The sequence below is a fragment of the Skermanella pratensis genome, assembly GCF_008843145.1.
Classification (GTDB): Bacteria; Pseudomonadota; Alphaproteobacteria; order Azospirillales; family Azospirillaceae; genus Skermanella; species Skermanella pratensis.
On sequence record NZ_CP030265.1, the window covers coordinates 4,680,449 to 4,702,463 of the forward strand.

The 22,015-nt window shown below is 68.3% G+C and carries 18 protein-coding genes; 5 read left to right on the plus strand and 13 right to left on the minus strand.

Annotated features, from left to right (window positions below; translation table 11 throughout):
* Positions 1-33: 33 nt before the first annotated feature.
* The 3 genes from DPR14_RS21585 to DPR14_RS27525 all read right to left on the minus strand — a co-directional run bounded on the left by DPR14_RS21585 (position 34) and on the right by DPR14_RS27525 (position 2,728).
* A complete protein-coding gene (locus DPR14_RS21585) occupies positions 34-837 on the minus strand; it encodes an ABC transporter permease (RefSeq protein ID WP_158046984.1) in 804 nt (267 codons plus the stop codon).
* 122 nt (positions 838-959) lie between these two features.
* On the minus strand, positions 960-2,405 hold the full coding sequence (locus DPR14_RS21590; protein ID WP_158046985.1) for a methyl-accepting chemotaxis protein: 1,446 nt from the start codon (positions 2,403-2,405) through the stop codon (positions 960-962).
* Between the two features lie 8 nt (positions 2,406-2,413).
* Positions 2,414-2,728: a hypothetical protein gene (locus tag DPR14_RS27525; protein WP_192499084.1), complete on the minus strand. Its 315-nt coding sequence runs from the start codon at positions 2,726-2,728 to the stop codon at positions 2,414-2,416.
* A 156-nt stretch (positions 2,729-2,884) separates the two neighbouring features.
* Here DPR14_RS27525 and DPR14_RS21600 point away from each other — a divergent pair, with 156 nt between their 5' ends.
* Together DPR14_RS21600 and DPR14_RS21605 are read left to right on the plus strand one after the other, a co-directional pair.
* Positions 2,885-3,463: a regulatory protein RecX gene (locus DPR14_RS21600; RefSeq protein WP_158046986.1), complete on the plus strand. Its 579-nt coding sequence runs from the start codon at positions 2,885-2,887 to the stop codon at positions 3,461-3,463.
* Between the two features lie 174 nt (positions 3,464-3,637).
* Positions 3,638-4,663: a response regulator gene (locus DPR14_RS21605; RefSeq protein ID WP_158046987.1), complete on the plus strand. Its 1,026-nt coding sequence runs from the start codon at positions 3,638-3,640 to the stop codon at positions 4,661-4,663.
* An 11-nt stretch (positions 4,664-4,674) separates the two neighbouring features.
* Here the strand turns inward: DPR14_RS21605 and DPR14_RS21610 are convergent, their stop codons facing one another.
* A complete protein-coding gene (locus DPR14_RS21610) occupies positions 4,675-4,956 on the minus strand; it encodes a hypothetical protein (RefSeq protein WP_158046988.1) in 282 nt (93 codons plus the stop codon).
* A 280-nt stretch (positions 4,957-5,236) separates the two neighbouring features.
* Here DPR14_RS21610 and DPR14_RS21615 point away from each other — a divergent pair, with 280 nt between their 5' ends.
* Entirely contained in the window at positions 5,237-5,638 is a 402-nt protein-coding gene (locus DPR14_RS21615) for a hypothetical protein (protein WP_158046989.1), read from the plus strand.
* Between the two features lie 18 nt (positions 5,639-5,656).
* On the opposite strand, the gene DPR14_RS21620 is transcribed toward DPR14_RS21615, so the two are convergent.
* From DPR14_RS21620 to DPR14_RS21660, 9 genes are all read right to left on the minus strand, one after another.
* On the minus strand, positions 5,657-6,889 hold the full coding sequence (locus tag DPR14_RS21620) for an ABC transporter substrate-binding protein (protein WP_158046990.1): 1,233 nt from the start codon (positions 6,887-6,889) through the stop codon (positions 5,657-5,659).
* A 78-nt stretch (positions 6,890-6,967) separates the two neighbouring features.
* A complete protein-coding gene (locus DPR14_RS21625; protein WP_158046991.1) occupies positions 6,968-10,759 on the minus strand; it encodes a response regulator in 3,792 nt (1,263 codons plus the stop codon).
* A complete protein-coding gene (locus DPR14_RS21630; RefSeq protein ID WP_158046992.1) occupies positions 10,756-11,880 on the minus strand; it encodes an FIST signal transduction protein in 1,125 nt (374 codons plus the stop codon). Before DPR14_RS21630 ends, DPR14_RS21625 begins: the two co-directional genes overlap by 4 nt.
* 150 nt (positions 11,881-12,030) lie before the next feature.
* Positions 12,031-14,346 carry a mechanosensitive ion channel domain-containing protein gene (locus tag DPR14_RS21635; RefSeq protein ID WP_246148444.1) on the minus strand — a complete coding sequence of 772 codons (2,316 nt, stop codon included), beginning with the start codon at positions 14,344-14,346 and terminating at the stop codon, positions 12,031-12,033.
* A 37-nt stretch (positions 14,347-14,383) separates the two neighbouring features.
* A complete protein-coding gene (locus tag DPR14_RS21640) occupies positions 14,384-15,244 on the minus strand; it encodes a type 2 periplasmic-binding domain-containing protein (protein ID WP_158046993.1) in 861 nt (286 codons plus the stop codon).
* A 149-nt stretch (positions 15,245-15,393) separates the two neighbouring features.
* Positions 15,394-15,957, minus strand: a complete 564-nt coding sequence (locus tag DPR14_RS21645; protein WP_158046994.1) for a 3'-5' exonuclease family protein — start codon at positions 15,955-15,957, stop codon at positions 15,394-15,396.
* 2 nt (positions 15,958-15,959) lie between these two features.
* Positions 15,960-17,774 carry a putative nucleotidyltransferase substrate binding domain-containing protein gene (locus DPR14_RS21650; RefSeq protein ID WP_246148447.1) on the minus strand — a complete coding sequence of 605 codons (1,815 nt, stop codon included), beginning with the start codon at positions 17,772-17,774 and terminating at the stop codon, positions 15,960-15,962.
* Between the two features lie 173 nt (positions 17,775-17,947).
* Positions 17,948-19,660 carry a cation acetate symporter gene (locus DPR14_RS21655; RefSeq protein WP_158046995.1) on the minus strand — a complete coding sequence of 571 codons (1,713 nt, stop codon included), beginning with the start codon at positions 19,658-19,660 and terminating at the stop codon, positions 17,948-17,950.
* A complete protein-coding gene (locus DPR14_RS21660) occupies positions 19,660-19,962 on the minus strand; it encodes a DUF485 domain-containing protein (RefSeq protein WP_158046996.1) in 303 nt (100 codons plus the stop codon). The genes DPR14_RS21655 and DPR14_RS21660 overlap by 1 nt, the downstream gene beginning before the upstream one ends.
* A gap of 502 nt (positions 19,963-20,464) precedes the next feature.
* Between DPR14_RS21660 and DPR14_RS21665 the strand changes: the two genes are divergently transcribed.
* Together DPR14_RS21665 and DPR14_RS21670 are read left to right on the plus strand one after the other, a co-directional pair.
* The gene (locus DPR14_RS21665) at positions 20,465-20,752 is read left to right on the plus strand and encodes a hypothetical protein (RefSeq protein ID WP_192499085.1); all 288 of its coding nucleotides are present in this window, start codon (positions 20,465-20,467) and stop codon (positions 20,750-20,752) included.
* A gap of 55 nt (positions 20,753-20,807) precedes the next feature.
* A complete protein-coding gene (locus tag DPR14_RS21670) occupies positions 20,808-21,929 on the plus strand; it encodes a sensor histidine kinase (RefSeq protein WP_158046998.1) in 1,122 nt (373 codons plus the stop codon).
* The last annotated feature ends 86 nt before the right edge of the window (positions 21,930-22,015 follow it).

A 22,015-nucleotide genomic window follows, 5' to 3' on the forward strand; every position in this document is an offset into this window, starting at 1 on the left:
GGCCGCGGCCCCTGGAAACCCGACATGACTCCATCACGCCTTCAGCTTGTACCCGGTGGACAGCATGCGCAGGAGCAGGACCGCAAGCGCCGCGTTGATGCCCAGCATGACCGCGACGCCGATCGCCAGGGTACCGTCGGACTGGCCGATGAAGCCGTAGCGGAACCCGTCGATCATGTAGAAGAACGGGTTGAAGTGCGCCAGCCACCAGAACGCCGGGGGCAGCCGATCGACCGAATAGAAGGTGCCGGACAGGAAGGTCAGCGGCGTCACCACGAAGTTGGTGAAGGCCGCGATATGGTCGAACTTCTCCGACCAGATGCCCCCGATCATGCCGAGCTGGGCCAGCATCATGGAGGCCATGAAGCCGTGGAACAGGATGAAGCCGGGGGAATGGAAGCCCAGCGGCACGAAGGACCAGATCGCCGCCCCGGTCACGACGCCGACCAGCAGGCCGCGGGTGATACCGCCGCCGACGAAGGCCACCGCCATCTCCATCGGGGACAGCGGCGGCATCAGGACGTCGACGATGTTGCCCTGGACCTTGGAGATCACCACCGAGGAGGAGGTGTTGGCGAAGGCGTTCTGGGCCATCGCCATGACGATCAGGCCCGGCCCCAGGAACACCAGGAACGGCACGCTTCCCGCCATCCGCACGACGCCGCCCAGCGCCAGCGCGAAGACGGCGTAGAACAGCAGCGTCGTGACGACGGGGGCCGCGATGGTCTGGGTATAGACCTTGATGAACCGGTGCACCTCCCTCTGGTACAGGGTCCAAAGGCCGATCCAGTTGACGGTGCCGATATCGCGCGGCAAAGGCGGAAGATGGGTGCTCATGATGCCCTTCAGCTAAGTGCGCGCACCCTAATGTGAAGCGTACGCATGGCACAATTGCCGAGAGCGAATGGCTGGTGGGCGGCGTTGCCGCACCCCGGGCGTCATCGCACCGCACGGCGGCGTCAGGCCCGAAGCTGGCGGACGAAGTCGTGGACCTGCCCGTCCAGCCCCTCGACCTCGGTCATCAGGTCGTTGGCGAAGCTGCGCACCCGCCCCGCCCCGTCGCCGGTATGGTCGGCGCCGCGGCCCACGCCCTGTATGCCCTGGGCGGCGGCGGCGACGCCGGAGGCGACCAGCTGGGCCGTGGCCGCGATCTCGCGCGTGGCCGCACTCTGCTCCTCCACGGCGGAGGCGATGGTCGAGGTCACCTCGTCGATCGAGGAAACGGCGCCCGTGATCCGGCCGATGGCTTCGACGGCCGACCGGGTCGCCTCCTGGATCTCGCCGATGCGGGCGGCGATCTCGACGGTCGCATTCTCGGTCTGGCCGGCCAATCCCTTGACCTCCGCCGCGACGATGGCGAAGCCCCGGCCGGCTTCCCCGGCCCGCGCCGCCTCGATCGTGGCGTTCAGCGCCAGCAGGTTGGTCTGGGACGCGATCGCCTGGATCAGCCTGACCACGTTGCCGACCTGGTCGGCGCCGCGGGAAAGCGCCTCGACGGCGACCGTGACGGAGCGGGCCTGCTGGCTCGCGTCGTCGGTCATGCGCGACGCGCCGGCGATCTGCCGGCTGATCTCGCCGATCGAGGCGGTCAGCTCGTCGCTCGCGGTTGCAACGCTCTGGACACCGGCGGACACCTCCTCCGCGGAGGACGCGGACGTTCCGGCATCGGTGCGGGTCTCTTCCGCAGTGCGGGCCAGCGCCTCGGCCTCCTGCCGGACCTGCTCGGACACCTGGCGGAGGTTTGCCGTAACGCTGCCCACGCCTTGCTCGAAGGCGGCGGCCAGGGTCATCATGTCGTCGCGCCGGCGGCGCTCGGAGGCCTGCCGTTCCTCCTCGCGGCCCGCGGCCAGCCGCTCGTTCTCGGCCTGGGCGCGGTGGACCTCCTCAAGCGCCGTTTCCGACTTTTGCAGCGCCTGGCCGAGCCAGCCTACCATCCAGACCAGCACGCCGGTTTCCAGGACGACGATCACCGCATGGAGCACGACGCGCCAGAAATCGCCGCCGCCCGGAAACACGGCGGCCGGCGTCGCGAAGTTGAGGACCAGGTGATGAACGGCGGTGGCGCCTGCTCCCACCAGAATGGTCGCCGGGCAGGCGAAACCGGCAAGGATCGCGAGAGCCGCGAAATAATACATATGCATGTCGATCTGCCAGGCGGAATCTCGCATGTGGTAGACCAGGGCGGACACGGTCATCACGAACGCGATCGCGATGACGCCGCGCGCCGACAGGCCGGCGGGATCCCGCCAGACGGCGAGGCTGGCGCATAGCGCGGCGAAACCGGCCAGCGTCACTGCCCCGACCGTGTCGCCGCCGGGAGAAAGCCATCCCATGGCGAGGATCAGGGGGACGTGCGACCACAACAGGGCGACGGAGAACAGCGCCATGTTCCGGCGCTGACGCATCAAACCATTCATTTTGCAGAGACATCCGCAGGCAGGCACCCGGACATTGCGCGCGCGTCCAGGAGCAGATAAGCATCGTCCGGATGCCGGGGATTATCCAGGGCATCCGGGCGCGCGATGATGATGAAGGATCGGGGCGCCGCGACCGGCTGCCAGCCGGCTTCGGACACCCGGGACACGGCGTCGGTGACGGCGGTTCGGGGATCGAACACGACCATCACGGCATGGCCGGACCTGGGCGACAAGGTCAGGACGCCGCTGACGACCAAGCCGCCGATGAAGAGGGCGCAAGCCGGAAGCAGTTCCGTCGTCCGACGATCCATGACCGCGACAGCCCGAATTGGAGGAGAAGGAAACTAAAGATCTCACCTGGAAAAAGTAGAGTAATTCGCCGCGATTAACATGACATTTTAGACATATGCCTGTTGACCGATCCGGATCCGACGTTCGGGTGGCCCACAGCGACAGGAGCATCGATCATGTCTTCCACCCCAGTCCCTACCCAGCCGGGGCGGCGGCAGCAGCCGAAGCCGGTCACCGCCCAGTACCTGGAGAACGCGGCGCTCTACTATCTCCAGCGTTTCTCCAGTTCGTCGGCCAACCTGCGCCGGGTCCTGATGGGCAAGGTGGAGCGGTCGGCGCGTGCCCATGGGACCGACCGGGCCGAGGGCGCCGCCCTGGTCGAGGCACTGATCGAGCGCTACCAGCGCAGCGGCCTGCTGGACGACAAGGCCTATGCCGAAGCCAAGGCGGCGAGCCTGCACCGGCGCGGCACCTCGACGCGGGCGATCCGCGGGAAGCTGTCGCTGAAAGGCGTCGGAGGCGACGAGATCGCGGCCGCCCTCGAAAGCGTCGATGAGGAAACCCCCGGCGATACCGAGCTGGCGGCGGCGGTGGCGCTGGCCCGGCGGCGGCGGCTCGGCCCGTTCCGCCGGATCGCCCGCGAGGAGCACCGGGACAAGGACATGGCGGCCCTGGGCCGCGCCGGCTTCGGCTACCAGATCGCCCGAAGGGTGGTGGACGCGGAAGACCCCGATGCCATTCAGACGGAAGACTGAGATATAATATATTTTTAGAATGATTTTATTATTGCACCGCAACTGATAAGTTCTATCGTAAGGGGTACGGCGATCGGAGTTCCGGGAGTCCGTGCCGGCCACGGACCGGCGATCGACCGACGACGGAATCGACGACGAAGGTGCCGGCACGATGTCTATAGTCCGCGGGGGGCCATGGCCCGCGAAGACGGCATTCCCACCGACATACCGTCGGACGTGCGCGTGGTCGTGGCGGAGGATGACCGGGGCACCCGCCTGGTCCTGCGCGGCTTGCTGAGGTCGCTCGGCGTCCGGGACTTCCAGGAGTGCGCCAACGGGGCGGAGGCGTTCGTGCAGATCAAGCGCTCCGCGCCGGACATCCTGATTTCCGATTGGGAAATGCCGGAGGTCTCGGGCATCGCCCTGACGCGGCTGGTGCGCAACCATCCCGACAGCCCCAATCCCCTGATGCCGGTGATCATGCTGACCAGCCACAGCAACCATCAGCTGGTCGAGCGGGCGCGCGACGCCGGGGTGACGGCCTTCCTGGCGAAGCCGGTGTCGCGCAAGGCGCTGGCCGCCCGCTTGGAAGCGGCGGTCCACCGGTCGCGCTGCTACGTGCTGACCCGCCGGTTCTTCGGGCCCGACCGCCGCCGCGCCCAGGCCTGGGCGGCATCGGCGGCGAAGCCGCTCGCGGCCGGCCAGCCGCCGGAGGGAAGGAGCCGGCCGCCGAACCCCGACCTGGACGCGACGGGAGACGCTTTCCTGATCGATCCGGCGCCGCTGGCCGCCGCGGCCGGCATGCCGCCGGGACTGGTGCGGCCGTCGCCGCTGTCCCGGACCATCCTCACCCGCGTGCGCGCCAAGCGGATCGACCTGGTGGCGGCCGACCGAAGCCGGCTGGAGATCGTCCGCGACGGTTTGCTGAAGAGCGGCAACCCGGAGCGGCTAGCCGCCGCGCTGATCGACACCGTGGACCAGATCCGCCAGAGCGTCGGCCTGAGCCACCCGCTGGTGCAGCGGGTCTGGTCCTCCCTGTCGGCGATCCGCGACCGGGTGGACCCGGCCGACATCCGCTCGCTCGACATCCTGCACCTGCATGCCCACACGATCGAGCGCCTGCTGGACCTGGCCGGCCAGCCGGACCGCCGCCTCGCGGAGACGACGGTGGCCGAGCTGGAGACGGCGGTCGCCAAGCTGTTCCCCCCGCTGCGGGAATGAGGGCGCGGGACTCAGGCGGAGCGGCGCCGATCGACCCCGCCGGGGTGGCGGATCTGGAAGCGGCGGTAGGTCTCCACCATCGGTTCGCAGCGGGCGGCATCGCCGTGGCGCATCGCGCGGGTCAGGTTGTCGCGCATCATCTGCCGGATCGCCGGCGGTCCCCAGGGGCGGTCGAGAAGCGTGTGGCCCTTGGCGAGGGCGACCACGAATCCGAGCCGCTCGTGACGGGAGATTTCCTCTATCTCTTCGGGCAACAGGTCGGTGAATGCGATACAGTCGTTGAGCGTCAGCACTGGTGCCTCCCATGGATCGGCGGGAGAGGCGATTGGTCGGCGGGGCATGCTGCCCATGGATATCCGATAGATGGATATCCGGTCAGTGGCGGACATGCCGGGAACGGTCAACCGCGGGCGGTCCCATGTTTCTATTCCCCGGATGTCGGGCGGCTCCATGTTCTTGGTTCATTATCCGGCCCTGCTGGCCGAAGCCGTCCTACGCCATAATTAGGCACCCGAATGGGTAGTGCTTTCCACAATCGGCTCGAATATGCGTTAAACTGCCGCAGGCCGGGCCATGACGGATAGACAGGCCGACAGCGATCGCTTCGTCGTGCAGCGGGCTGCCGGCAAGAAGTGGGAGACGGTGACGGTCCACGGCAGCCAGGGCGAAGGATCGGCCGGTTTCGCCGCCGCGGTGCGGGCGGCGCCCCGGTCGTTCCTGCGGCTGATCCGGCTGCGCGCCGATCCCGAGGCGCGGGGCGAGGTCTATGACTGGACGCTGGTCAGCCTGCACGACCCCCGCCGCGACGCGGTCCCGCCGGCCGCCCCGGGCCGGAAGCCGGGCCGGCGGGGGAAGCCGGCGAAGTCCGGGGGCGCGGAGCGGGTCCGCGCCCCCGTCAGGCTCTACGCCGTGCTGTTCCTCGCCGGCGCGGCGCTCGTCCTGCTGTGGCTTCTGGCAGGCGGACGTCCCCGATAGGCCGGCCTCGCGGACTTTCTATTTCTTGACCAGCGGGCACTGGCTCTGGGCCAGCGGCAGATAGGCCTCGGTGCCGGAGATGGTCCGAACGATCTCGTAATAGTCCCACGGCTTCTTGCTGTCCGACGGGGCCTTGACCCGCGCCAGGTACATGTCGTGGACCATCCGGCCGTCTTCGCGCACATCCCCGTTGCGGGCGAACATGTCCTTGATCGGCAGTTCCTTCATCTTGGCCGCGACCACCTTGCCCTCGTCGGTGCCGGCCGCGTCGATCGCCTTGAGATAGTGCATGACCGAGGAATAGACGCCCGCCTGGACCATGTTGGGCATGCGGTCCATGCGCTCGAAATAGCGCTGCGACCAGGCCCGCGCCTCGTCGTCCATGTCCCAGTAGAAACCCGTCGTCAGCACCAGCCCCTGCGCCGTCTCCAGCCCGAGGGAGTGGACGTCGCTGAGCACCAGCAGCAGGCCGGCGAGCTGCTGGCCGCCCTGGACGATGCCGAACTCCGCCGCCTGCTTGATCGCGGTCGTGGTGTCCGTCCCGGCGTTGGCGAGCCCGACCACCTGGGCGCCCGACCCCTGCGCCTGGAGCAGGAAGGAGGAGAAGTCCGCCGTGTTGAGGGGATGACGGACGGCGCCCAGCACCTCGCCGCCGGCCGCCTTGACGACCTCGCCGACATCCTTCTCCAGCGCATAGCCGAAGGCGTAGTCCGCGGTCAGGAAGTACCAGCTCTTGCCGCCCTCCTGCACCACCGCCTTGCCGGTGCCGTTGGCCAGCGCCACGGTGTCGTAGGCCCAGTGGAAGCCGGTCGGCGAGCAGGCGTCGCCGGTCAGGCGCGAGGTCGCGGCCCCCGAGGTCAGGGTGACGCGGCCGGTCTGCTTGCCGATCTCCTGGACCGCCAGCGCCACCGACGAGGTTGTCAGGTCGGCGATGGCGTCGACATTCTCGCGGTCGAACCACTGGCGCGCGATGTTGGAACCGATGTCGGGCTTGTTCTGGTGGTCGGCCGACAGGATCTCGATAGGCTTGCCCAGCACCTTGCCGCCGAAATCCTCGACCGCCATCTGGGCCGCGATCACCGAGCCGCGCCCGCCGAAATCGGCGTAGAGGCCGGACTGGTCGTTCAGCACGCCGATCCTGACCGTATCCGCCGAGACCTGGGCTCCCGCCTGCCCTGCCGACAGCGCCATGGCGCCGGTCGCGAGCGCCCCGGCAAGCACCCTGGACAGCGTCTTGTTCGTTGACTTCATTTGGTTTCCTCCCGTCTTCGACTCCGTTCCTTGAAGACCGGGCGGGCTTTGGTGTCAACTGATCCTTGGGAGAAATCGTCAGGGATACGGATTGTCGTGGACGCGAACGGCTCGGCGGAGCGGTTCCTCCGCGGCGGCGAGCGCCGCGTCGATGCGTTCCGCCAGGGCGGAAGCTGCCGCCCCATCGCCCGCGTGGCAGACGTCGAGCAGGTGGTGCGCGACTGCCTGGACCGTGACCGCGCCGACATTGCTCGACGAACCCTTCAGGGTGTGGGCCTCCTTGCCGGCGGCGGCGAGATCGCCCCTGGCCAGCGCCGCCCGGATGGCGGATGCGGTCTCCCGCCCCGCTTCCAGGAACAGGTCGATCAGGTCGGAAACCGTGTCCCATCCCATGGCGTCGGCCAGGTCGGCCAGGCGTTCCGCATCCACCAAATGGTCCGCTGGCAGATGGTCCGCTGGATCGGGTTCGGCGGCGGGAGCGGCGCGCACCGCCCAGTGCTCCAGCTTCTCGTTGACCAGCTTGCGGTTGATCGGCTTGGTCACGAAATCGACCATGCCGCAGGCGCGCCACTCCTCGCCCTGGAGCAGGTCCGCATCCGCCGTCATGGCGATCACCGCGGCGGAGCCCGCCGGCGGCGGCAGGGCGCGGATCGCGCGGGTGGCGGCGAAGCCGTCCATCTCCGGCATCTGGATGTCCATCAGGATGGCGTGGTAGGGCCGGCGCAACGCCGCCTCCACGGCCTCCCGACCGTTGACCGCCACGTCGATGCGCCGCCCCTCCTCCTTCAGCAGGCCGGCCAGGATGCGTCGGCTGATCGGGTCGTCCTCCACCACCAGGATCGCGATCCCGGGGTCCGGGGCGATCTCGGCGGGAGCCGCCGGCGGCACCGGAAGCTGGGCCGGCGCCGGGGTCTGCGCTTCCCCGCCGCCGCGCCGGTGCCCCCAGTAGCCGATGGCGTTGGCGAGCTTGCGGCGGTCCACCGGCTTGGGCAGATAGTCGTCCATGCCGGCCGCCAGGCATTTCTGCGGGTCGCCCTCCATCGCGTTGGCGGTCATGGCGATGATCGGCACCTCGGCCCGGCCGCCCTTCAGCCTGCGGATCGCCGCCGTCGCCTCGTACCCGTCCATCTCCGGCATCTGGACGTCCATCAGGACCAGATCATAGGGCAGGTTGCAGATCGCCTCGACCGCCTCGCGGCCGTTGGCCGCGATGTCGACGCGGTGCCCCAGCCGGGTGATCAGCCCGGTGGCGACCTGCTGGTTCACCTGGTTGTCCTCCGCCACCAGGATGCGCAGCCGCCGGGCCGGCGCCGCCGCCTCGGCCGGGACCGCCGCCGTGTCCGGTCCGTCCGGCGCGGCGCCGCCCAGCAGCTCGGCCAGCCGGGTCAGCAGGGTGGTATGCCGCAGGGGCTTGTGCAGGAGGGCGTCGACCGCGACCCCGACCAGTTCGTCCTTCAGGCTGCCGACGCCCGACGACGAACACAGGGCGACTTTGAGGCCGCGCAGCCGGGGATCGGCGCGCAGGATTGCCAGCAGGTCGATGCCGGACATTTCCGGCATGTTGTGGTCGAGCAGGACGGCGTCGAGCGGCTGCCCGGCGCGGCTGGCCTGGCGCAGGATCGCCAGCCCGTCGGCGGCCGAGACGGCGGTGCGGGTCTCCACGCCCCAGGGAGCGAGCTGGCGCGCCATGATGTCCCGGTTGACCGCGGTGTCGTCCACGATCAGCACCTGCCGCCCGGCCAGCACCGACCAGTCGGCCTGCCGGGCGGCGGGGGTCCGCCCGGTACGCGGCAGCGGCAGCTCGAACCAGAAGGTGGAGCCCCGGCCGACCGTGCTCTCCACCCCGATCGTGCCGCCCATCAGGTCGACCAGCCGCTTGGAGATCACCAGCCCCAATCCGGTTCCGCCGTAGCGCCGGGATGTCGTCGAATCGACCTGCGAGAAATGGCGGAACAGGCGCCCCATCGCTTCCGGCGGGATGCCGATGCCGGTGTCCTCCACCACGAAGCGCACCCCGGCGCCGCCGGAATCGGGCCCGGCGCCGCCGGAGTCGGGACCGGGATCCGCGAGGTCGATGACCTGGAGCGAGACGACGCCCTTCTCGGTGAACTTGACCGCGTTGCCGACCAGGTTCAGCAGGATCTGGCGCAGCCGGCCGGGATCGCCGCGCACCAGCCTGTGGAGCCGGGGCGGGACGAAGCTGACGATCTCGATGCTTTTGGACAGGGCGCGCGGGGCGAGCAGCTCGACTACCGCCTCCGCCTCGTCGAGGATGGAGAACTCGGTCTCCTCCAGTTCCAGGTGGCCGGCCTCGATCTTGGAGAAGTCCAGGATGTCGTTGATGATGGCGAGCAGCGCCTCGCCGCTCTCGCGGATCGTCTCCGCGTAGTAGCGCTGGTCGCCGGTCAGCGTGGTGTCCAGCAGCAGGCCGGTCATGCCGATGACCCCGTTCATCGGGGTCCGGATCTCGTGGCTCATGGCGGCCAGGAACTCCGACTTGGCGTGGTCGGCGGCTTCCGCCCTGTCCTTGGCCTCGACCAGTTCGCGCGCGATGCGGCGGCGCCCGGTCACGTCCACATAGATGCCGACGGTACCGCCGTCGGGCGTGCGCCGCTCGGTGCTCTCGATCGAGACGCCGTTGGCGAAATGGTGCAGGAACGGCATGCCGTCGGCCCGGCGATGGGCGCGTGCCCGGCTCTCCAGCCATTCCGCCGTCCGATCGGGCGGAAGGTCGGCGTAGTGGCCGCTGGATGCCGCGGCTTCCAGCGCCTCGGCGAACGGCAGCCCGGGCCGCAGGCGGTCGGCGACCGGCGCGAACATCCGGCGGTATTCCTGGTTGCACAGCACCAGCCGGTCGTCGGCGTCGAACAGCACCAGCCCCTCCGAGATGCTGGCGATGGCGGCGGCCAGCTTGGCCTCGGCCTCGGTCACCCGCTGCTCGGCCTCGACCGAAGCGGTGATGTCGGTCGCGGTGCCGCGGTATCCGGCGAAGTTCCCGCCGTCGTCGAACAGCGGTGTGCCGCTGATGCTGATCGTCCGGACCGTGCCGCCGGCGTCGCGGAACGTGCCGGTCAGCCCGCGGAACGCCCGGTGCGCCTCCAGGTCGGCGAACCGGCCGGCATCCGCCGCCATCAGCTCCCCCAGGGTGCGGCCGACCGACAGTCCGGCGTCCGGCCCCAGGACGGCCTCGAAATTGCCGAGGAACCGGGTGAAGCGCAGGTCGGCGCCCATCTCCCAGAACCAGTCCGAGGCCGAGGCGGCGAAATGGCGGAAGCTGCGCTCGCTTTCCCGGATGTCGCGCTCGGCCTCCTTGCGGAGCGTGATGTCCCGGATCACGCCGATGAACTTGCGGCCTTCGGCAAGCGTGATCTCGGCCACCGCCAATTCGATCGGAAACACCTCGCCGGACCGCCGCCGGGCCGTCGCCTCGCGCTGGCGGCCGATGATCCGGGCCTTGCCGGTCTCGCGGTAGGCCGCGATCTGGCCGTCGTGGGGTGCGGCGTCGGCCGGAGCCATCAGCAGGGTCAGGTTCCGGCCGCGCAGCTCGTGCTCGGCATAGCCGAACATGGTTTCGATCGCCCGGTTGACGCTCTCGATCACGCCCCGGTCGTCGGCGGTGACGATCCCTTCCCCGACATTGTCCAGGATGGTGCGGGCGACCGCCTCCCCCTCCGCGCGGATGCGGCGGTTGACGGCCTCCAGCTCCTCCTCCATAAGGCGGGTGCTGCGCTCGATCCGGGCACGCTCCTGGTCCGCCTCGTTATAGGCGGCGTCCACCATCTCCAGCAGGGCCGCCATGTCGGGCTGGCCGTCGGGCCGACCGCGTGCCGCCCGCTTGAGCTGGCGCTCCAGCAGCCGGTGCAGGCTCATCTTTCGCCGATGGTGGTGATCGTCATGGTCTGGTTGTGCAGCTCGCAGGCGCCGGTTCGCGCGTGGGGCGAGATCTCACCGTAGGAGTAGAAGCCGATGGTCCGGGCGCCTCCGCCCAGGATGTCCGCGGCACTCTCGACCTCCTCGGCGACCCGCTGGCCCAGCACCAGCTTGCGGCCGATGCAGGACACCAGGATCGCCAGATGGGTCTCCCCCGGCGCCGCGGCCATGCCGGCCGCCTCGCCGGCACCGTCGATCAGCTTCTCGAAGCTGGCGCGCATCAGTTGGGCGATGCTGCCCTCGGGCACGTCGCCCGCGAAGACCATGGTGTTCGTCGCGTCGTCTGTCCCGACCACCGTGCGGACCACTTCGCCGCCGTCGGGCCGGACGATGCGTAGCGGGAACAGCAGCGCCGAGCCGGGAAGTTCCGGCACCAGATCGCCGAGATAGCGCTTGTAGAGGTCGAGCGCCGGCTGGTTGTCCAGGGTGTGGAGCACGTTGCCGGCGGAGCCGGTGATCCGGCGCTCCGGTCCGAAGGGCTGCCAGCCGCCATAGCTGCCGTGGCCGACGGTGACGGCGTCGCCGTAAAGGCCGATCGCGGCGACCCGCCCGGACCTCGGTTCATCCCCAGCGCCGACATGGGTGATCCTGAAATCGGCGCCGTCGCCGGCAAGGCCGCCGGTGATCGTGACGCCGGCGCCCAGGACCTCCTGCAGGCCGCGGATCAGGTCGCTGCCGTTGATCCCCGTGCCGTCGGACAGGACGAACAGGCCGCGCAGCCCGTCTCCCGGCAGTTCGGCGGCGAGGCGCCGGCCCACGGTGCGCGACCCGTCGTCCCCGATCTCCACCTTCGCGATGCGGACCGGGGTCGCGTCGAACGAGACCGCGGCGGCGACGATGGAGCCGTCGAACACCTCTTCCCCGATGATCTCGCCGCCGGTCGAGCATCCGACAAGGGGTGCTCCGGGAAACCGCTCCGCGAGTTCGGCGAGGCGGTCCGTCAGGTCGGGCACGCCGGGTCCGAAGAAGTAGAGAACGAAGTCCGCCCGGGACAGATCGTCGGAAGGCCCGAAGTCCTCCCACCCCTGCCCCGGCGTCCAGGCAAGCTGTCTGACGCGCATATCCCGCAACCCCGGTGAAAGGCCGCGGGCACCGGCGCCGACGGCATCGACCAATGGTCACAAGAATTACCCGCATGCATGGAGTTTATCCAGATCTCCTTTCCGAAACAGGAAGCGCAAGCCCGACCCGCGCAATCCTTAGGTTCCTTATCAAGCCCGGAGCGCCTGGGGCGGAGAGCCGGCCGGTGCGGGCGGCTCGGCCGCCGCCGACACCTGGCCGTCGTTGCGGATGTGGATCGTGCGTTGCGGGAACGGGATCTCGATGGCCAGTTCGTCGAACCGGCGCTTCATGCGGCGGTTGAACTCGCGCCCGACGGTCCATTGCTGGATCGGGCGGGTCTTGATCCGGGCCTTGATGATGACGGCATTGTCGCGGAAGGCATCCACGCCCAGGATCTCGATCGGCTCCAGGATCAGCCGGCCGAATTGCGGCGTCGCCTGCAACTCGGCGCCCAGGTCCTTGATCACGCCGATCACCCGGTCGGCGTCCTCGCCGTATCCGATGCCGATGTCCATGACGTAATAGGAGAAGTCCTTGGTCAGGTTCAGCACCGAGTTGACCTGGCTGAACGGGATCGAATGGACGCCGCCGGCCTGGTCGCGCAGCTTGATCGTGCGGATCGTGATCGCCTCGACCAGGCCGCTGTGGCCGCCGCCCACGTCGACGACGTCGCCGACCGAGATCGTGTCCTCGAACAGGATGAACAGGCCGGTGATGACGTCCTTGACCAGCGTCTGGGAGCCGAAGCCGATCGCCAGGCCGATGACGCCGGCACCGGCCAGCAACGGCGCTATGTTGACGCCGATCTCCGACAGGGTGACCAGGGCCACCACCGTGATCAGTACCACCATGACGGCGTTGCGGAGCAGCGGCAGCAGGGTGCGGACCCGGGCGCTGCGTTCGACCCGAGTACCGTAGCGGTCGGTTCCGGTCAGGTAATGCTCGATCAGGTTGCTGGTGACCTCCCACGCGACCGCGGCCAGGATCAGGACGACGCCGATCGAGATGGCGCCCGAGGTGATGCGCTGGCCGACCGGCGACTCCAGCCAGGCGAAGCTGTCGACACCCCAGGCGTTGAGCAGGGCCAGCAAGGCGAAGAACCAGACCACCGCCTTGATCACCCGTTGAAGGATCGGCAGATAACGGTTGGCGCGCTCCTCCAGGTGGGGGAACTGCAGCTTGACCTCGGGCGAGATCGAGAAGCCCCGGCGGATCAGGGCGTCGATCAGGTTCACCACGATCCGCGCCGCGATCAGCACCAGGATCGACAACCCGGTTGCCCGCAGCATGAACTCGAACCCGTCCTGGACGCTGAGCGCCCAGATCCCGTAGATCACCACCAGGTACAGGATCGCCAGGATGTGCCACACATCGGCCAGCCGGCGCCGGGCGGCGCGGAACGCCCCGCTGCGGTTGCCGGCCGCGATCTCCTGGGCCTCTACGGCGCCATTGCCGCCGCCGCCCAGCGGACGGCCGCGCAGCCATTCGGCGATGTCGCGCCGGTTCTGGAGGATCAGGATCACCAGCATGCCGGTGATCACCAGCCCGACCAGCTTCAGCAGCGCCTCGTAGGAGCCGCTGGGCAGGCCGAGCATGTAGGCCGCTTCCGAGATGAAGTAGCCGTACACCGCGGTATAGGCGAGTCGCCGGGCCCAGATATAGCCGTAGTGGGCCGATTCGTCCCCGATGGGGAGCATCCGCAGGTTCGGCGCGGTGGGCTCCAGCACGCCGCGGGTCAGCGCCAGGACGAGCTGGATCAGGATGGTGGCGTTGATCACGATCAGCGCGACCAGCCGCACCACCAGCGGCGGATCGGTGACGGAGAGGGTGCCGTACCCGGCGACGGCGAAGACGCCGATCGGCACCACTTCGAGGATGGTTCGCAGGACCACCAGCGGCAGGCGGGCCACGACGCGCTCGCTCCGGCGGTTCTCGATCGACAGCCGGGCGCCGCGCAGCAGGCGGGAGATGGCGGCGCCGGCCAGGAAGCCGACGCCGACCGCCAGGACGAGCTGGAGCCCGACCTGGATCCAGCGGTCGCGGCGCATCTCGTCGGTCGCCTGCCCCTGGAGCCACTCCACCGTGTCCGGCAGGTCGGCGAAGACCGCGCCGATGGCGATCATCTGCCGGCTGAGGCGCCCGACCCGCTCCGACATGAATTCGAGCACCCGCGAACTGGGCGGCTCGATCTCTTGCTGCCCGGTCTCCTGCCGGGTCTGCAGCAGGGTGCGGAGCTGGGCGGTCAGCCGTTCGCGGGCGACGGGATCCTCCAGGGTGGCCAGCAGATCCTGGATCTGCCTGGTGGGGTCCTCCGGCTCGGCGGCGAGCGCCGTGGGAGCGGACCCCGGCAGCGCCGCGGAGGGAACCTGGGCGGAGGCGGGCGTGCCGCACAGCAGCAGGGCCAGCAGGGGCAGGACCATCAGAAGGCCGAGCACCGACCGGCCGAAGATACGGTCGATCATCATCCGTTCGCTTGATCCGTGATTTCGGGAAACCGCGACGTTAACGCGGGCGGCCACGGCAAGTCACCCGGCGGGGTGTGTCTTTGTCGAGCCAAAAACCCGCCACCGCGAGATTCGTTGCGAAGGCGGAAAAATCGGATGGGGTAGGTTGCCGCGACCTTAGTCGGTCGGCGGCCGGAAACTGACGTAGCGGGCGCGGATCGTGTCGATCGAGCCATCCTCGCGCATCGAGGCCAGCGCCTCGTTGAAGCGCTCGACGAGACCGTCGGCGCCCGCCCGGCTGCGGGCGATCGCGAGTCGGAACTCGGTCCGCCTGATCGGGAATGGCCGGATCGGTGAAGGTCACCAGAACGACCCTGCCCTGCGCCCGGACCACCAGGGTCAGGGCGGAAGCGACGCTGGGAACGTCCTCGATCTCGACGCCGGCGGCAATCAGGCTGTCCTGCACCGGGTCGCCATGGATGGTGATGACCCGCAGCCGCCCCTGCCCGAGACCGCGTCCCGCTTTCGGCCCTTCCGCCGGCTCGTCAAGCTGGCGGGCCGCGATGGCCGGGAAGCTGTCGAGCGGCGGGCCGGAATAGCCGGCCCCGACGAAGGCGCTGACCGAAGCCTCCAGCAGGCTGTCCGAAAGCACGAAGTCCCGCGCATCCCGGCCGAAGCCGCCCCAGATGACGGTGGCGAACGCCCGCCCGTTGCGCACGGTATGCTCCGCGCGGGAAGCCGGCATGTAGGTGTACCGGGTGGATCGGCCATCGCGCCGGAACGCCTCGGACAGGATGTCGATGACGAGGCCTTGCGGACGCTCGGGCGGCATCCCTTCGAGGATGAAGGGAGGCAGCGGCGCCAGCACGATGTTGACCAGCTCCAATGCCGCGGCCGGCTCCGGCGGCAGCGGGGTCACGACCGGGAGACACAGCAGGAGCGCGAGACGCAGTAGCTTGAATGACCGTGTGATCTTCTGCCTCCGGGTTGATGGCCTTCTGTTCCATTCAATCCCAAGTGCCGAAGCTTGGCAACTTCCCCCGCACTGCCGTGTGCCGGGCTGCGGCATCACGCGGCAGGCGGGCGCAATGTCAGATAGATCAGGCCGGACGATACGGCATCGGCCAGCGGGCCGGGAGTTCCGCGCTCGGGCAGATCGAGGTCGCGCAGGATCGCGTCGAACCGGAGATCGGCGGTGGGCCGTCCGGCCGACGGCCGGTGATGGTCGTAATAGAGACCCGACACCTCGACCACCGAGTTGGGAGTCTGGACGCCGATCCGCGGCTTGACCAGCCGGTCGATCAGCGCCACCGCGAAGGTCAGGAAATATCCCACCAGCGGCCGCGCCCCGACGAAGCGCAGCAGTTCGAGCGCCGCCTGCTCCTGATCCGGGGAGGCGGAATCCGGCGCGGACGGGCCGACCTTGAGGTGGAGCCGCTGGCTGGTCAGCAAGCGGTTGCCGCGAATCGGGATCGCCACGACCTCCAGCAGATCGGCGTGCTCCGCGTCGAAAGAGCTGGCACCCACGGCCAGGGCGACCGATTCGCCGCTGGTGTCCTCATCGAACAGGAAGGCATAGGCGGGATCGGTCAGGTAACGGCGGTTGAGCGACTTGCGCAGGTCCGACAGCATGATCAGAACATCTTCAGGTGGAAGTGGTAGGTGATGAATTCCTTGAACCGCTTGACGATCGACAGCGAATCCTTCAACAGGTCCCGCTCCAGGCGGTTCAACTGGTCCGGCCGGATGAAGTTGTCGGTCTGGGTGCCGGTCTCGCCGGCCGCCAGCCGGAGCTTGAGGCGCAGCTCCAGCATCGCCAGCAGGGCCTCGGTCAGTTCGGTCGCCAGAGTCGCGTCGAACACGCCGAGCGTCTGGAGCGCCCGGATGCGGTCGATCGTGTTGCGCTCCTGCAGGCGCTTCTCCAGCGCCAGGCTGCGCACGCCGTGGACCAGCGGGAAGATTCCGCCCTTCTTGATATCGAGCTGTTCCCCCTTGAGGTGCGAGAACAACCCGATCGGTGTGTCGAAGCTGAGCGTCGGCCGCGCGAAATGAGAAAAGAACATGTCGTTGGCGGACAGCGTCTCGATCAGGTAGTCGCGCGCCTGGTCGAGCAGCGTGGCGTCGCCGGCCACGGGTGCCGCGTCGTAGAAGATCGCCAGATTGAGCTGCGCCGCCTCGTCCGGATGGTAGACCCAGCCATGGATCGCCGCCCGGTACCCGGCCAGCGGTCGGGTCCATTCCGGCGTGTTGACCATGATGCCGCCGGGACACTGGGGATAGCCGAACTCGATCAGCGACCGGGAGAACTCCGCCGTGATCGATTCCAGGTCCGGGCAGGTGTAGCCGTCGCGCAGGATAAGGCCGTTGTCCTGGTCGGTCTTCAGGATCTGCTCGCCGCGCCCCTCGCTGCCCATCACGATCAGGCAGGAATTCTCCAGCAGGCCGGGCGGGGCCAGCAGCTCGAACAGCTTGGCGAAGATCCGGCGGTTGAGCGCCGTGACCATCTCGGCGATGAACTGGACCTTGACGCCGTTGCCATGCAGGGCCTGGATCAGCGTCGGGATCTCGGCGGAGGCGGCGCGCAGGTCCGCCAAGTCGGAGGCCCGCTCGACCCGGATCGCAACGATGTGGGAATTGTTGGCCAGGAAGCCCAGGAGGTCGACCTGCTCCAGGATGCCGGCTATGGCCTCCCCCTCGGTCACGACGACGCGGCGGATGCCGTGCTTGGTCATCACCACCAGGGCGTTGAACAGGAAATCGTCGATATCGAGCGAGATCATCGAATAGCTGGCGAGCGGCCCGACCGGCGAGGTCACGGGCGCCCCGTCCAGGATCACCGCGTCGCGCAGGTCGCGGTCGCTGAGGATGCCGACCCGTGCGGGCGTCCCGTCGGCCCCCGGCTCCTCCCTGACCAGCAGCGAGGTCGAGCGGGTCGCCTTCATGGCGGCGACCGCGTCGCGGGCGCTGCAGTCGGCACCCACATAGGCGGCGGGGTGGATATAGGCCTGCCGGATGCGGGCCATCATGAACGAGGTCATCTCGCGGTTGGCCTGGCGCACCGCCAGGTCGCGCAGCCGGTCGATCATCTCCTGGTGAAACCAGGCGCCGAACCCGGGGTTGGTCCGGGTCAGGTCGAGGAAGGTCTCTTGCGGCAGGAGCTGGCAGACGGTGTCCTCGCGCGCGAAGAAGGTGCTGGTGCCGGCCGATCCCAGCAAGGCTTTGATGTCGAAGCTCTCGCCCGGACCGTAGGCGGCCAGCACCTCGGTCCCGCTCAGTTCCTGGACGAGGCCCTTGAGCACGATATGCAGGTGGCCGGACGCCTCCTCCCCGCGCAGGACGGTGGCGCCCTTGGGCCAGACGACGATATCGGAGACCGCCATGACATGGTCCCGCTCGGCGGGTGTCAGGCGGTCGAACGGCGTGATCGTGAAACTGAAGGCTTCGAACACGTCGGCGCACCTTCGACGTTGGAGGTCGGGAAAAGTGAAAGCCAAGAAAAACGCCCCAAGGTTGGCAGCCTTGGGGCGTCTTGGCGAGAGCCTGCGTCACGGGGGAGGTTTCCCCCGCGACACAATAGCGCAGACTGCCGGGGCGCAGACTGCCGGGGCACAGACTGCCGGGCTCAGTGGGACGAAGCACCCTCGGCGCCAAGACCGGTCTGGGAGCGGATGTACTGCGCCTCGTAAGCGGCGGCCTCTTCGGCGGCGTTCTTGCTCTTGTCGATGATCGAGAAGAACCAAGTCCCGACGAAGGCCAGGGTGACCGAGAAGATCGCCGGGTTGTCGTAGCCGAACGGGGCGCTGCCCTTGGCGTTGCCCAGCACGCCTTCCCACACGGTCGGCCCCAGGATCACCATCACGGTAGCGCTGATCAGGCCCAGGAAGCCGCCGACCAGGGCGCCCTGCGTCGTCAGCTTGCTCCAGAACATGGACATCACGATGATCGGGAAATTGGCCGAGGCCGCGATGGCGAAGGCGAGGCCCACCATGAAGGCGATGTTCTGCTGCTCGAAGGCGATGCCGAGCACCATGGCGAGGATGCCGAGGACCACGGTCGCGATCTTCGAGACCCGGATCTCCTGCACCTCGTTGACCCGGCCGCGGCGGAACACCGAGGCGTAGAGGTCGTGCGACACGGCGGAAGCGCCCGCCAGCGTCAGGCCCGACACCACCGCCAGGATGGTCGCGAAGGCGACGGCCGAGATGAAGCCCATGAACAGGTCGCCGCCGACCGCCTTGGACAGATGAATGGCGCCCATGTTGGTGCCGCCGATCATGTCCTTCAGCTTGTCGTAGGTGACGCCGTCCGCGCCCAGCTTGAAGTAGTTCGGGTCGTTCATCAGCAGGACGATGGCGCCGAAGCCGATGATGAAGGTCAGGATGTAGAAGTAGCCGATGAAGCCGGTGGCGTAGAAGACCGACTTGCGGGCCTCCTTGGCGTCGGCGACGGTGAAGAAGCGCATCAGGATGTGCGGCAATCCTGCGGTGCCGAACATCAGCGCGATGCCCAGCGAGATCGCCGAGACCGGGTCCTTGACCAGGGTGCCGGGCTCCATGATCGCGATGCCCTTGGGATGGATGTCCACCGCGGCCTGGAACAGCGCGCCGAAATTGAAGTTGTAGGTCACCAGCACCATCAGCGCCATGAAGGACGCGCCGGAGAGCAGCAGGACCGCCTTGATGATCTGCACCCAGGTGGTGGCGAGCATGCCGCCGAAGGTGACGTACATGACCATCAGCACGCCGACCAGGATGACGGCGTAGTTGTACTGCAGGCCGAACAGGAGCTGGATGAGCTTGCCGGCGCCGACCATCTGGGCGATCAGGTAGAGCGCCACGACGACCAGCGAACCGGAGGCCGCCAGGGTGCGGATCGGGGTCTGCTGCAGGCGGTAGGAGGCGACGTCGGCGAAGGTGTACTTGCCGAGGTTGCGCAGCTGCTCCGCGATCAGGAACAGGATGATCGGCCAGCCGACCAGGAAGCCGATCGAGTAGATCAGCCCGTCGAAGCCCGAGGTGTAGACCAGCGCCGAGATGCCGAGGAACGAGGCCGCCGACATGTAGTCGCCGGCGATCGCCAAGCCGTTCTGGAAGCCGGTGATGCCGCCGCCGGCGGCGTAGAAGTCCTTGGCCGACTTGGTCTTGGACGCGGCCCAGTAGGTGATCCCCAGCGTTCCCGCCACGAAGGCCAGGAACATGACGATGGCGGTCCAGTTGGTCGCCGACTTCTGGACGGCGCCGGAGATGGCGTCGGCGGCGAACGCCGAGCCCGGAACGGCCAGAGCGGCCGCGGCGACGGCCGATGCCGCCGCGAATGCTGCGATGACGCGCTTCATTATTTCAGGTCCTCGATGATCTGCCGGTTCAGTTCGTCGAACTCGGAATTGGCGCGACGAACGTAGATACCGGTCAGCACGAAGGCCGAGACGATGATCAGCGCGCCGAGCGGAATGCCTAAGGTGATGACGCCGAAGACGGGCGTGCCCAGGGCCTTGGGAGCGAAGGCCACCACGAGGATGAAGCCGTAGTAGATCACCAGCATCACGATCGACAGGAGCCAACCATAGGCTGCACGCTTCTGGGTCAGTTCTGCGAATTTGGGGTTGTTCCTGATTTTTGTTGTCAATTCTCGCTGCATCCGGGGTCCCCCTCGATTTGTCCGAGCGCCATGTCAGAAATGAAGCTCTGCTTTTAGTCGCAGGATCGTACCGGAAGCTTCGTGCAATGGGACTGATCTGGATCAATTGTTAAACGACGCTGCGCGCTCCCCGCAGTGTCCACCGCGCCGCGCAGTCGAGGACGTTCCACCCGCGGTTTTCTTCGGCGGCGACGCTCCTGCCCTGCGATCATCTCCGCGCAGATGTGTTGATCCCCGCAAGGCGAAGGCCATGCGGTCCCGCCGTAAGACCGGGTGAAGAAGGGAATTCCAATGACCACAGGCTCTTGGGCCTATGATTCGACCAATGGTCAGATGCCGGAGTCCCGGAAAGCAGAGGTTCTTCCACTCGGGCGGCGTATCCTGAGCGCCGCCGGTCACGGCAGCTCCGATGGGATGTTTCCATTCTGTGGATCCGTGCACTGTGGGAAAGACCATGATTATCAACGAATTCTTCGTAACCGTTAGGGTCGGAAGATGGTACGTGGACAACGGGACCGACAGTCACGGCCCCTACCTCAGCCAGCAAGACGCGACCGCCGACGCGATCGAGGCTGCGGAGCAGGTCTCCGGCCGCAAGAAACCGGCGGCCGTCCTGGTAAAGCTGCCGGGCTCCAACGCGACGCTGGTCTGGACTTCGCGGCGCCGCCTGGAAGACAGGACGCCGGAAGACAGGACGCCGGAAGACAGGACGCCGGAAGACAGGACGCCGGAAGACAGGACGAGGGAGGCCGTGGCGGAGGCGGGGCCGGAGGTCCGGGCAATCCCTTGAGCCGGCCTGCCGCGGCATCGGCCACCGCACGTCCCGCCCGCGTTCGGACCTGAGCATGCCCCATTCCCCCAGGAAGGAAGCGCGCGCCCGGTATCGGGATGAGTCGCCCGAGGAGATGTGCCGCCTGATCGACGATCTGCGTCGGGAGCTGGCGATCTCGGGGTTGGAGCGTGAGCAGGCGCAGATCGAAGCCGAGGACCTGCGCGAGCAGGCGACCCTGTATGTGCAGGTCTGCGCGACCCTGGAAACCCGGCTCGAAGCCATGTCCGAACACCTGCGCCAGACCGAGCGGGCACTCGCCGAAGTGCGGCGGCTGCGCGAGGAGGATCGGATCTTCCGGCGCTCGCTGGAGCGCCAGCTGCTGGCCAGCCGCGTGGAGGCCGAGACCGCCGAGGAGGAGTTCCGCGTCGTGCTGGAGGAACTCGACCAGTCGTCCCGCGAACTGGCCGAGGGCAACGCCCGCCTGCGCGACCTGAACGAGACGCTGGAACGCCAGGTCGACCAGCGCACCGCCGACCTGAAGGCGGTGCTCGCCGACCGGGATGCCCTGATCCACGAGATCCACCACCAGACCCGCAACAATCTCCAGGTCATATCGAGCCTGCTCAACCTTCAGGCGTCCCGCCTGGAGGAGCCGAGTGCCCGCGAGGTGCGGAAGAGCTTCGGGCGGATCCAGACCATGAGCCTCGTCCACGGCCTGGTGTTCGACGACAGCAGCACCGCCGACTTGCCGATCGGGCCGCTCCTCGTCACGGTCTGCGACCGGACGACGGCCGATCTGGGTCCCTTTCCCGGGATAGCGGTGCGGGTGACGGGCGGGACCGGAGTCGTTCCCCTGAAGGCCGCCGTGCAGCTTGCCCTGATCGTGTCCGAACTGGTCGCCAACGCGCTGACCCATGCCTACCCGCCCGGCGACCACGGAGGCGACCGGAACGGCACCGTCGAGATCACCGTCATCGGCGAACCGCGGGTGAGGGCGATCAGCGTCCGCGACGACGGCGTCGGCCTGGACGACAGCCGCACCGCGTCGCGCCGCGGCCTGGGCCTGCTGCTGGTCCACACCCTGGCGCGGCAGGTCGGCGCCCGGATACGCTTCGCGTCCGCCGGGAGACCGGTCGCTCGCCTGCGGCCGGAACGCGGCACCGAGGTTGAAATCCAGCTGCCGCAAATGGATTGATGGCCGATGGATCGGTGATAGACTAGCGGTCCGGCACCGCCGGTCGCCGCAGGTCGGCCTTCGCCCGTCAGGGCGGACGACGACAC